This is a genomic window from Pedobacter sp. AC402, from assembly GCF_979252805.1.
Window position 1 is genome coordinate 857,708 of record NZ_CEEDAI010000009.1, and the last position, 13,491, is coordinate 871,198.

The following is a 13,491-nucleotide window of genomic DNA, read 5'->3' on the forward strand; positions in this document are numbered from 1 at the left end:
AATACAATCTGAAATACCAGTGCCAAAGCGAGTAGCACGTACCAGGTATTCCAGTTTTTGAATTGATTTTTCATCATTTACCGGCAGACAAAAAGTTGAAGAAAAGCCTTGCTGCGCCCACATTGCCAGCTGGCAATTGCCTAAAAAAGGCTAAGGGAGTATAAATAAAGTTTCCTTTTCCGTATTTAGCATATAATGTTGATCCCTGAAGCGGTTCTTCGCCGGTATCGTGCATTTCAAAAAGCGGCTCATATTTAGCATCCCATTGATCGGGGAAATAAGCTCCGCGCTCCTGCACCCAACCTTTAAAATCATCTGAAGTAATTTTATTAGGAGAGTTAAGGAGTTTGTGATTGGGATTTAAGAATTTAACCTCAGCGTTTTCTTCAGTTACCCTCTTACCACTGATGGAGAATGGATAAATGCCGAAATCTTGCAATGCCATATCCTGAGTGGTATTGTATTGCATTACGATAGTGCCACCGTTTTCTACATAGCTACGCAGTGCAGTTTGCCAGTTTTTAATTCGTTTTTCGGTATTGATAACCCTCACACCTGTTACCACAGCATCATAACTTGCCAGTTTTGTGGTATTTAGAATATCTGCTTCGGTTAAAACATCAACCTGTAAACCTGCCTGCCTTAAAAACTCAGGAATCAGATCTCCCGCACCTTCAATGTAACCTATTTTTTTGGCCAGCACTTTTACGTCGCCTTTAATTAACCATGTTGTAGCCGGAACAAAATACTGTAATGTTGGCAAATGTGGATATTGAATAAGTACCTGCCCCCTTGAATATTCGTTTGCTTCTGATGAAAAAACAGCTTCGAGCTTATTTTGACTGGTTTTAATTTTGGCCAAATCTTCAACCGGGATTAAGAAATCTTTGTTGGTAATGGTGTTTTCGGCTAGATTAATGCCTTGAAATGTCTTCACTATCTGGTTTCCAATCTTGAAACTTACCTTACCATAATTGATGTTCTTATTGGCTTTTAAGCGGAGATTAACGTTTAACGCTTCTTTTTCTTTAGCAAAGTAAACAGGTTCGCTAAAACTTAAATCCAGCAGAGGTATAATGCGCAACGGCTCTACTACATCACCTTTAACAGGATCCAGCTTTTTATAAGATAAAGGCAATCTGATGTCAAATTTCTCATTTTCTATTTTTAAAGATACCAATACATTCAGTGGCGACTGCATTTCGGGCAATCCGATCAGCGTATCGTTTGCTACACTGAAAGTTGCTGCATTTTTAGCTGGTTTGGACAGCCAATACGGCTCTGTGGGCGAAGCATCTGCAGGAATCTGTATTTTTCGTTCAATGGTAATCAACGAGTCGTTATCAAGTTTTCGGTTCAAATTATCTGTTTGATTCAACCAGTTTACATTTTCTACAGTAATCGGAGTAGCTGATCTCGAAATTAAATTTAAACGGAAATTATAGCCATTACCAGCAATGGCTTCAGGTTGGTTGGTTACAACTTCACCCATAAAACCTACACAACTTAAAATAATATTGTCAATAGCTGCCAGCTTATCTTTTCTAAGGGCTACATCCTGTAATTCGGCAATCTTCTTTTTCAACATCAATAAACCGTGCAAACTCTTATCTGGTTGGTTGTAATTAAAAGATAGCAGGATAATATCAATCAGTTCGTCAATATCGCCAATTCCTTTGTCAGACCAGTTAAGACTTAAACCATCAAAAAGAGTTCTTTTTGCAGGCTCGCCCAAAACATTTGTAAAATATTCAGCACGTACACCGGCAACTGATTGTGTACCTGCCCCCTGACTTTTGTGCAAACTCCTGCTTAAACCTGCCAATTCACCATAACCCATCCCTAACTGTGCATCGTACTGGCCAACTGTGGCTTTTAATTGATTTTCGGAAGTAGTATTTACAGAACCAAACCTAAAAGTATTCCATAACAATCTTTTTGGCTGCCAAACGGAAACATACTTGAGCTGATTTGGAAACATATCTTTATCGGCCGCAGCTTTAAAAGCTTTTTCGGCTACAACAGCCGATGCTGCATGTTGACCATGACCTGCAGCAGCTGTAGGTGGAAAACGGCAAATAATTACATCCGGTCTGAATTTTCTAATTACCCATACCACATCTGCCGTAATGCTATCGGCATCCCACTGTTTAAAAGTGTCGTTTGTATTTTTAGAAAAACCGAAATCAATCGCCCTGGTAAAAAATTGCTGTGCACCATCCAATCTCCGAGCTTCTAAAAGTTCATGCGTTCTGATCAGGCCTAAGGCCGCACCTTGTTCGGTACCCAAAAGGTTTTGTCCGCCATCACCCCTGGTAAGTGATAAATAACCGGTTTCTACATTTTGCTCGTTAATTAACCACGATAGTAAACCTGTATTTTCATCATCCGGATGGGCCGCCAGATATAAAACCTTTGGCAAGTGCTTTAAAGTTTTGATTTCTCTATAAATTTCCGAAGATTTTGCCGGGCGCACCTGTTGGGCAGCACAAAAAATTACCGGAAAGCAAAGTATAATTATTGCGATTAGTTTCTTAAACATAGAATTTGTTTTGCAAAAATCAAATATGCTTAAAAAGCTTTTACTTTAAGGCCTCGGAAACGAAAAAGGTACAATTTAGTTTGGAATAGGGAGTTTTAGGTCGTGAGTTTAGTGTTTAAGCTCGTGTAAACATGTATTTGTCAGTATAAGCTTATTTAGTTTTTAGAACTCTTTAAATATAAACCCATGGTCAGTGGCTACACAGACCGCTTTATTTTAATATCAAACTAAAATATTCCTGTTTCGGTCTGCGGGGACACAGACCGAGGAATGAAATCTTATATGCAAACACAGACCGAGGAAAAATCATTTAATCTTTCGGTATTTTTATACTTAATATTGCAGCATAAATTTTACCTATGAATGGCATGGTGCATCATCATTGATGATGAAAAAAAAATCTGCAGTTTACTTTCCAGGATTATAGAACTCGAAGGCTTTAAAACCTTGCAAGCAAATACAGGAAAAGATGGACTTAAACTACTAAAAAACAACGATGTAAGCATTGTAATCAGCGATGTAAAACTGCCTGATGTTAACGGCGTTGCTATGGTTAAAGATATTAAAGCCATTAAGCCATATGTAGAAATCATTAACCTTACGGCTTATGGTACTATAGCCGATGGCGTTTTAGCAATAAAAAACGGAGCTTTCGATTACCTTGTAAAAGGCGACGATAATGATAAAATTATACCACTTTTGTACAGGGCGATGGATAAATCAAATTTACAGCGAAGGGTTTCTGACCTGGAAAATAAAATTGCAAAAAAACATAGCTTCGAAACGATTATTGGTCAGTCAAAAGCATTAAAAGAAGCCATTGACCTGGCAAAAAAAGTTAGTGCCACCGATACCACTGTTTTACTATTGGGCGAAACCGGAACAGGTAAAGAAGTTTTTGCACAATCCATTCATTACGAAAGTCCGCGGGCAGCAAAACCCTTTGTTGCATTAAACTGCAGTGGTTTTAGTCCTGATTTACTGGAAAGCGAACTGTTTGGTTATAAGGCAGGAGCTTTTACAGGGGCGAATAAAGATAAAAAAGGCTTACTTGAAGAAGCCAACGGCGGAACATTATTGTTGGATGAAATCGGTGAAATGAACCTTGATCTCCAGGCCAAATTATTACGTGTGCTGGAAAGCCAGACTTTTATTAAAGTAGGCGACACGCAAACACAACAGGCAAACGTACGGATTTTAGCAGCAACAAATAAAGATTTAAAGGCTGATGCCGCTTCTGGGAAATTCCGCTCAGATCTTTATTACCGGCTTTCAGTTTTCACCATCATTTTACCTCCACTGCGTGAGCGAAAATCAGATATACCTGCATTGGCGAAACACTACTTAAAGGAATTTGCTGATAAGGTTAACCGTGCTACCCCAAAAATGGATGATAAAATACTTTCCATTTTAAGTGATCATAGCTGGAAAGGAAATATCCGTGAGCTTAAAAACGTTATTGAGCGTTTAGTCATTTTATCAGATGGAGATCAACTAAGTGCCACTGCGCTTCCTCCAGAATTTTTTGAATTTGCACCGGTAGCAAACGATTATAACCTACAACAGGTAGAAAAACAGCATATCCAAAAAGTGCTCGTTCATACCAAGGGCAATAAAACAGAAACATCACGTTTACTGGGGATAGGCTTAACCACCCTTTACCGTAAAATTGAAGAATACCAGATTAAGGAAATTTAGGTGAATTGTACTTGTGCTGCCAGAGCTACTATCTAGCAGAAACATTTTTAAAGGTGATAAATTAACTTGCCATTGAAGCAAACAATTTTAAGCACCAAACCTAATCCATTTATCACCTTCGTGGCCGAAAATGAAAGAACCAGGATGCAGCATTTCTGCAATATCTTCTACAAGTGCTACCGCATTTTCGGCAGTTTTTTCGCGGTTTACATCATCATTTAATAAAATGATGCGGTTGTTTTGTACGGCTTGCCAATCTGTATTTAGTGCCGCAGGAACTTCTCTCATTAAATCGGTCAGGGTTTTGCCCGGTTGGTAATAAATGATAAAAACAGCACTTAAAATATCAGTTTCTACCATTCCGCCTGCTACTGAAATTTCTTCTGACAGGAAATAAACCGGATTATTATCTGTATCGAGACAGGCAACAGGCGTTTTATCCATAAATTTAATCTTGTGTTCCACTAAATCTAAACGTTCCTGTAATTCTTCTTGTTGAGCCGCATCAAGGCCAATAAATAAATCGTTTAAAAAAGACATCTGCATTAAATTTATTAATTTGTGCAAAAATAACATTCCTTACCGCATGCGAGGCTCAATTAAGTATATATTTTGGATTTTTTGTTTAACTATCATCTTTTCCTGCAAGGAAAACACAGCACATAACGACAAAAAAATCTTTAATATTAATCTCGATCAGGGTTTAACTTCTATAGATCCTGCTTTTGCGCGTAACCAGAACGCCATCTGGATGACGAACCAGATATTTAACGGTTTAGTGCAGATTGATTCTTCATTACAAACCGTTCCATGTATCGCAAAAAGCTGGCAGATTTCTGAAGACGCACTCACCTACACTTTTAATCTGCGTAATGATGTTTACTTTCATAACGACCCTATATTTAAGAATGGTAAGGGAAGAAAAGTTATTGCCAGCGACTTTGTATATAGTTTTTATCGCTTAATCGATCCTAAAGTGGCCTCATCTGGTGGATGGATTTTTAGCGATAAGGTAAAAGATGAACATAATTTTATTGCTTTAAATGATTCTACATTTCAAATTAAACTGGTGCGCCCTTTCCCACCGTTTATGAGTTTGCTTACTACACAATATTGTTCTGTAGTACCGAAAGAAATTGTGGAACATTATGGCAAAGATTTTAGAAGTCACCCGGTGGGCACGGGCCCTTTCAGGTTTAAATATTGGAAAGAAGGTGAGATTTTGGTCTTACTCAAAAATGACCATTATTTTGAGAAAGACGCCAACGGAAAGCCTTTGCCTTATCTTGATGCCGTAAAAGCCAGCTTTATTACCGATAAACAAAGTGGATTTATGAGTTTTTTAAAAAAAGACCTGGATTTCTATTACAACGTAGACGGGAGTTATCGAGATGACATTTTAACGAAAAGCGGAAAAATGACTTCAAAATACAAGGGAAAATTTACGCTCACTAAAAGCCCGTACTTATGCACAGAATATGTAGGAATACTGGTTGATACCAACCTTTCTATTGTTAAAAATTCACCACTGCGCTTAAAAAAAATCCGACAGGCGATAAACTATTCAATTGATCGCGATCGACTGATTAAATACCTAAGAAACGGAATCGGTGTTGCAGCAACATCTGGTTTTATCCCTAAAGGAATGCCTGGTTTCGATAGTGCGGCTGTTCATGGTTATGCTTACAACCCAAAACTTGCCGCTAAACTTTTAGAGGAAGCTGGTTATCCTGAGGGTAAAGGCCTTGCTGAAGTAAAACTGAATACCACCACTACTTATAAAGATCTCATCGAATTTATTCAGGGCGAACTTACTGCGATTGGCATTAAAACTAAAATTGATGTAAGTCCGAGTGCCAGCCTGAGAGATTTAATGTCGAAAAATAATGTGAACTTTTTCCGAGGCTCGTGGCTGGCTGATTATGGCGATGGCGAAAATTTCCTTTCCATGTTTTACTCAAAAAACAAAGTGCCTAACGGACCAAACTACACCGCTTTTTACAACAAGGAATTCGATCAGCTCTTTGAAAAAAGCTATTATGAAACTGATAACGAAAAAAGATTTGAACTCTATCGTAAAATGGATCAGATGGTAATGGATTATTCACCGGTGGTACCATTATTTTACGACCAATCTGTGGTGATGCTACAAAATAACATATCTGGTTACTCATTTAACCCTTTAAGTTTGATGATTTTAAAACGGATTAAAAAGAAATAGAAACTAGGCACCTTAAACGCTAAAGCATTCACAATTGATACTGGAAGGAGAGAAATCTTCGGTTAAAACATGTGTCTTGAAAAAGCATTTAAGCAAAACGCCCATAAATGCACGTACCATAGGTGTTATTCACACCGTAAATTTAAATCACGTCAAAACCTCTGGCTAAAAAAAACTGCTCAGCCATGCGGATGCTCTTGATTGTTTATGTCAGTAAGCAGATTTACTTCTTATCCATTAATTTCCTTTTCAAAAAATCGGCCGTAGCCTCACTCACCTTTAAGCCATTCGAAAATTTCATCCAGTGGTGGGTATCATCGGGAATGACCAAAAACTCAAAATCGAATTTTTTATCTTCAAACCGTTTCGCAAGATCCACACTTTGATTAAATGCCACATTGCGGTCATCATCTGCATGTATAATCAGTGTAGGAGAAGTCCACGTTGCAATATAACTTACCGGCGATGATTCTTCGGCTACCTTTGCGGCGAGTTGCGCATCGGGAGCTGGCTTTTTACCTTCCGCATCCTGATTGGAAAATCTATTGTTTACACCATGAATATCCACACCTGCGGCAAATAATTCCGAATCTTTTCCCAATGCAAGTGCAGTTAAGTACCCACCGTAAGAACCACCATAAATTCCGATTTTGTTTTTATCAACATACGCTTGCTGAGCCAGCCATTCGCCTGCTGCTTTAATGTCTTGATATTCTGATGCACCTTGCGCGCCTGCATTTAAAGGTTTGTGAAATTCGTAGCCGTAACCTATGCCCAAACGATAATTTACTGAAAGCACTGTAAAACCAATGTTAACCAGATATTGGTTTAAAGCATAATCAATTGAATAATAATCCATCGGATTCCAGCCTAAAAACATCTGCCTTTGCGGTCCGCCATGTACATAAACAATTGCAGGATGGTTTTTAATCACCTTTTTTGGTGTAAACAATTGCCCGTAAACTGTTTTTCCATCGGGAGCTTTAAAACTAACATGTTTCGGTGCAACCATTTCTTTAAGCGGAAAATCAGTTGGCAAAAGCGATTCGCCAATCAGATTTAAGCGCTGTTTATCCCCGATAATTGCAGGCAACAATGGTCGTTCGGCAGTAGAACTTAAGCAGAAAACTGTTTTGTTATCCCCGCCAATTACCGGGTAAGCCTCTATGCCTTTTCCGGGTGTTAAAATTTGCATATCGGGCTTATCAACCGAAACTTTATAAATATGCCTCCTATCAAGATCATCAGCATTGCTTCCCTTATTGGCCGCAAAAACCAAAGTTTTTTTATCGGCACTTAATTTCACGTTTTCTACAGTAAATTCTCCTGGGGTAAGCAATAAACGGTTGGTTCCATCGGCATTTATAGCATAAAGGTGTGGCCAGCCATCTTCATAGGAAGTAAAAATGATCTTCCCCTCAGCCCACAATAAATTTGCTCCACCATCAACTGAAGGGAAAGAGCCTCTTAATGTTTCTGGTGCTTTCCAGATTTGTTTTCCAGCTCCGGTAATTACATTAACTGTAAAGATGGCCCAGGGCTGATGCTTTTTTGTTAAAATCGAATCTGTTTCACCACCTGTACCTGGTGTTCTGATAAAGGCAATATCATTTCCGTCAGGCGACCATACCGGCGCACTGTCTTTGGAAAAAGAAGGCAACAACCATTGAACCGGACTTTGCTGATCGGTATAAATACCCAGGAAAGCATGATCAGTGCGGTTGGAAATGAACGCTATTTTCTTCCCATCAGGCGACCATTTATAAGCCCCATTAATGCCTTTTGCATAAAATAAACTTTTCGATGCAGACGTACCATCCAATGTACTAATCATTACCTGACCGGCTTTGGAAAAAAGCACTTGCTCGCTATTGGGTGAAATTACAGGGTTATCGCCTTCGCCAATGGTAATTAATTTGCCTCCACCGAAAGGAATAGCAAACACCTGTACTTTGGGTGCTATCGGAGATGAGTTTGCGTTAACCGGGCTCGCATCGCGACCACCGTGATCTCCACCGCGCACAAATACAATCCATTTTCCATCGGGAGAGATAGATAAACTGCTAATTTCCTGCCCGTCATCATCATTGTAACCGGTAATTTTTATTGCTTTATAATCGGGTGCCTCTGCTGTATAAATGTTTCTTTTTCCTTGCTCATTTGCAGCCCAGGCAATTTTAGCACCTACAGGAGCTGCCACCAATTGTGTTGGAAAAGGATAAGATAAAACAGATTTTAAGCTAAAAGACTGTGCAAATATTTTTGAGGCTGATAGTAATAGAAAAATTATAAACAGTGATTTTTTCATTGTCGGTGATTTTGAGATAAATTATAAAAAAAAGCCCTAACCATTAGATGATTAGGGCTTGAAAAACTATTTTTTATAAGATTGTTACTGATCCCACCACAGTTTGGTTGTTCTTAACACATCTACCGGAACGTTTGCTCCGTTTTTGCTTCTTTCTCCTTGCGGATAATCCAATCGGCGGATGTAGGTGGTAAGCGAATTATTAACTGGCGGAGTAAAATCCTTGTATTTGTAATCGAAACGGCGGGCATCATTCCACGCTTCAGGATTTAAGTAGGTTGCAATGTATTTTTCTTTAAAAATGAGGTCTTTTGTTAAAGCATTAGCACCCACATTAACTGCAGGATCGGCTAAATAAGCATCTCTTGCCGCGGTAGATACTGTAAATTTATCCATATTGGCACTAATACCAGCTAAATAAGCTGCGTAAGCTTTGGTTTTATCAGTATCGAAATACGCTTCTGCTTCGATAAATTTAAGTTCTGCATAAGTTACAATAAGTATTGGTGCGGTGTTGCTTGTCCACGGTGAATTGGCCGAAATGTAACATTCATCTTTAGTTGTGTTGGCACCTGGGAGCCTGTTGCCTGCGCCATTAATGGTACCGATGTAGGTATTGTTTATCGTTTTATCTGTAATCTTTTCTATACGCGGGTCAAAAACGCCAAAAGTTTTACCATTTAAAGCATCAATCAACTGCTCAGAAAGCCATCCACCTAATGATTGTTGTGTATTTAACAAAGCCACATTAGCCCATGGGTTTCGCTCTTTAAAAGTGGCCATACCAGCATCATCCGCATTAGCGGTAAACGAATTGCTTAATGCTGCAATAACCGCTGCCGGGTTATACGAACTGGTTTTACTTACTTTAATTAATAACCTTGCTTTTAGTGCATAAGCCATTTTTAACCAGTTTGCCCGCTCAGCAGTAGATTTTCCGTAAATTAAATCGCTGGTGGGTGCCAGCTTTATTGTTGCATTGGTTTTGGAAAGTTCAACAATGGCTTCGTCTAAAAGCGCAAGGGCTTGTGTATAAACTTCCTGTTGTTTATCATATTTAGGTTTAAGGTTGTTGATGTCGAATGCCTGCGAAAATGGTGCATCTCCCCATAAATCATTAACCAAACTAAGGTTGTAAGCAATAATTACATCCGCCACACCTTTATATTCACTTGATCCCTGTGCTATGGCAAGTTTTTTAAGCTCATTGGCATCGGCCATGGCAAAATAGAGTGCATCCCAGGTACCTGTAAAATCAATTGATTGGTAGGTATCTGCTGCACCATTTGCTGACGGACTGGCAATATACTGCACGTAAGGGGCCACAACACTTCCAATAAAATAATTGTTATTTCCAATTTTATACGTTGATGTAGCCAACAAGGTACTCAATGTAGCTGTAGGTACCTGATTCGGATTATCAGACAACTTATCGAAATAACTGTCTTTACAGCTTTGCAAACCTAGTGTTGCAATTAAAGCTGCGCACAATGTATATTTTATATTTTTTTGCATCGTAATTCTTTTTAAAAACCAACATTAAGGGTGAACATGATTGTACGGGCCGATGGATAAGTAAATCCGGCAGAACCATCATTATTGCTACCCGAATCGTAAGAGCTTGATTCTGGATCTACACCGTAATATTTTGTCCACAACCATAAATTATTTCCGGTAACGGATAATGAAGCATTTTTGATTGATTTTGCCGGCAACCAGTTTTCAGGTAAGTTATAGGTTAAACTTGCCGAACGTAAACGTACCCATGAGGCATCGCTTACAAAAGGCTCAGAAACATTACGGTAATAAATGCGGTAATATCCTTCACCATAATCAACCATGTCAGGCCCAATTCTCTGCCCCATATATACTGGTTTAGTATTCGGTTGCCCATTGGCCAAAACGCCATCAAACACTTTTACCGTTCTTCTGTCTGTAGTGTAATCAGGTAAACCGAAAGCGGTATAAAAATCTTCTAACCAGTTGTATTTTTCAAATCCTAAACGGGCATCAAACAATACATTTAAGCTGAAATTTTTGTATTTGAAGGTATTGCCCATACCAATAATATAGTTCGGTTGCGAATTACCCAACAGTTTTTGCTTTCCGCCAGAAATACTCGGAAATCCGTTTGCACCAATTAACAAGGGCAAATTTTTATCAAGAACGATCGGATCTTCGGGCGTAGTTCCATAATAACGGTTAAAATAACTTCCGTAAATATTGCCATATGGTTGTCCTTGGATCAGTTTCATGGATACCCCGGCATTTCCATATCCTCTTGCGGCACCATACACAATTTCTGATATCCCGTTAGGCATAGTCAGCACCCTGTTCCTGTTTGCCGAAAAGTTTACATTTACATCCCACCTGAAATCTTTTGATACGATTGGTTTACCGTTCAGCACCAGCTCAACTCCCCTGTTTCTTATATCGCCTGCATTGATTGATTTGGTTACATAACCCACGGCCGACGAGATCTGCGTTTGAATAATCTGATCTTTACTTAAGGAGTAATAATAAGTGAAATCAAAGCCTAAGCGGTTTTTAAGAAACGACATTTCTAACCCAGCCTCATAAGTATTGGTAAACTCTGGCCGAAGATCGGGATTACCCAGATTTGGTGCTATTGTTAAGCCGCCTGTTCCTGTTGGTAGCTGAATATAGGGCGAATACCCGGTAAAGGTAGAATATTCTGAAGCGTCCTTTCCGATTCTTGCATAAGATAAACGCAACTTGGCCTGACTGATTACCGCAGGCAATTTAAACTGATCAGAAAACACATAACTTAAACTTGCTGAGGGATAGAAAAATGACCTGCTTGCTTTTGGCAGCGTTGAAGTGATATCATTCCGGCCTGTTAAGGTTAAGAAAAGGTAATTTTTGTAATCAAAAGTAGCTTCTCCAAAATAACCGATCAATCTTTTTTGTTTCAGGGTTTGCGATGGTGTAAGTACACCTGCATTGGCTAAATTAAAGAAATTGTAAACACCTAGGATACTGCCCAAAGTACCAATTTCCTTGGATTTACGATCGTAAAGTTCTTGTCCGAGTCTTAACGTACCGGTAATATCATCGGTTAATTTCGAGGTTAACGTAGCAACAAAAGTACTGTTGATCGTTCTAAACTTGGTATTGTACTCGCCATAAAAACCCTGTAAATTATCGTACATGGCTTCGGTGGCATACATTGGGCCACGGGCGGTGCGCACACGGTTATCGGTATAAGTATCAATCCCTAAACGGTAAGAAAAATTAAGCCACTTTGTTGGTTCATAACTCAGACTGGTACCACCGATAAACCGGTTTACATCACCTTTAAGCCTGTTATTTGCTGTTCCCCATATTGGATTGTTTGTACCAATATATTTTTGCGAACCATCTGGATTCTGATAATCTGCTACATCGTAACGTGGTGACCAATAGGCCAAAGTTTCACCAAAACGGTCAGCACTGTAGGTATAGCCACCAGAATTGGTAAAATTCATATTTACGGAGGCCTTAAATTTAGGACTAATGGTAAAATCTGTATTTAAGCGGCCCGAAAAGTTTTTGTTATCGGTATTTGGCATCATCCCTTTTTGGTACAGCTGCGAAATTGAAGAGAAAAATTTAATGGCATCACTTCCTCCGGTAACCGAAATTGAGTTTTTAACCTGCTGTCCTGTACCAAATGCACGGTCGTAATTGTTAAATAACTGATCTGGGTGTGTGGGGTCAATCAGTTTAGCTTCGGCAATGGTTGGGCCCCATGCCGGGCCAATACCTCCTGGTGGGTTTGTGTATACGCCTAAAACGCCCTGGGTATATTCTGTTTGTACATCTGGCGATTTCAAGACTTCATCAAAACCATAACTGCTGTTAAAATTAACGCTGACGCCATTCTGCTTGCCTCTTTTGGTAGTAATTACCACCACGCCATTTGCACCCCGCAAACCATAAAGGGCAGTTGCGGCGCCTCCCTTTAATATATTAATGGTTTCTATATCTTCAGGATTTACATCTGAAGCCCTGTTGGTTACGCCCCTTGATCCATAAGCGGTTCCATCAGGATTTGCACCAACTGTAGAGGTAGAATTGTCAATCTGTACCCCATCAATAACATACAAAGGATCGCCAGAAATATTAGGATCAATGGAGTTTACTCCCCTGATCCGGATACTGGCTCCCTGGCCCGGGCCACCGCCTGTACTCGATATGGTTGCCCCTGCAATTTTACCTTGCAATGCATTTACCAAGTTGGACTGATGGTTGTAATTAAGATCTTCGGATTTTACAGACTGCGCGGCATAACCAAGTGATTTGGCCTGACGTGTAATGCCTAGAGCGGTTGAAATGGTAACTTCTTGTAGATCCTGAGCATCTGAAGCCAAAACTGCGTTAATTGTTGTTTTACTGCCAACAGTAATTTCTTGCGTTTTATATCCCAAAAGGCTAATTACAAGTACTGCATTTGGAGCCGGCACCTGAATGGTAAAACCACCGTTACCATCGGTTGAGGTACCTGTGGAGGTTCCCTTGATTTTAATACTTGCACCAGGTAACGGACCCCGGTCATCAGCGGAAGTTATTTTCCCTGTTACTGTTTTTACCTGTGCCAGTGCGGAAAGACCAGTAAGTAGTATGCACAGAAAAAAAAGTGAGGTAAAGATTTTTCTCATATCTAGATTATTTAGGTTAAGGATGTGTTAGCAATTGCAATATAAGATTTTTAGAAACAAG

General features: G+C 39.4%; 7 protein-coding genes. 2 read left to right on the forward strand and 5 right to left on the reverse strand.

Going from position 1 to position 13,491, the window contains the following annotated elements:
- Positions 1-73: 73 nt before the first annotated feature.
- The gene (locus AC0IWE_RS14675; RefSeq protein ID WP_471793637.1) at positions 74-2,542 is read right to left on the reverse strand and encodes a PIG-L family deacetylase; all 2,469 of its coding nucleotides are present in this window, start codon (positions 2,540-2,542) and stop codon (positions 74-76) included.
- A gap of 363 nt (positions 2,543-2,905) precedes the next feature.
- Here AC0IWE_RS14675 and AC0IWE_RS14680 point away from each other — a divergent pair, with 363 nt between their 5' ends.
- Entirely contained in the window at positions 2,906-4,240 is a 1,335-nt protein-coding gene (locus tag AC0IWE_RS14680) for a sigma-54-dependent transcriptional regulator (RefSeq protein WP_471793638.1), read from the forward strand.
- Positions 4,241-4,327: 87 nt separating this feature from the next.
- Here AC0IWE_RS14680 and AC0IWE_RS14685 read toward each other — a convergent pair whose 3' ends face one another.
- On the reverse strand, positions 4,328-4,780 hold the full coding sequence (locus AC0IWE_RS14685) for a substrate-binding domain-containing protein (RefSeq protein WP_471793639.1): 453 nt from the start codon (positions 4,778-4,780) through the stop codon (positions 4,328-4,330).
- A gap of 19 nt (positions 4,781-4,799) precedes the next feature.
- On the opposite strand from AC0IWE_RS14685, the gene AC0IWE_RS14690 reads away from it, so the two are divergent.
- Positions 4,800-6,461: an ABC transporter substrate-binding protein gene (locus AC0IWE_RS14690; RefSeq protein ID WP_471793640.1), complete on the forward strand. Its 1,662-nt coding sequence runs from the start codon at positions 4,800-4,802 to the stop codon at positions 6,459-6,461.
- Between the two features lie 223 nt (positions 6,462-6,684).
- On the opposite strand, the gene AC0IWE_RS14695 is transcribed toward AC0IWE_RS14690, so the two are convergent.
- The 3 genes from AC0IWE_RS14695 to AC0IWE_RS14705 form a co-directional block, all read right to left on the reverse strand.
- The gene (locus AC0IWE_RS14695; RefSeq protein ID WP_471793641.1) at positions 6,685-8,769 is read right to left on the reverse strand and encodes a S9 family peptidase; all 2,085 of its coding nucleotides are present in this window, start codon (positions 8,767-8,769) and stop codon (positions 6,685-6,687) included.
- A gap of 84 nt (positions 8,770-8,853) precedes the next feature.
- Positions 8,854-10,284 carry a SusD/RagB family nutrient-binding outer membrane lipoprotein gene (locus AC0IWE_RS14700; RefSeq protein ID WP_471793642.1) on the reverse strand — a complete coding sequence of 477 codons (1,431 nt, stop codon included), beginning with the start codon at positions 10,282-10,284 and terminating at the stop codon, positions 8,854-8,856.
- An 11-nt stretch (positions 10,285-10,295) separates the two neighbouring features.
- Positions 10,296-13,430: a SusC/RagA family TonB-linked outer membrane protein gene (locus AC0IWE_RS14705; protein WP_471793643.1), complete on the reverse strand. Its 3,135-nt coding sequence runs from the start codon at positions 13,428-13,430 to the stop codon at positions 10,296-10,298.
- Between the last annotated feature and the right edge of the window lie 61 nt (positions 13,431-13,491).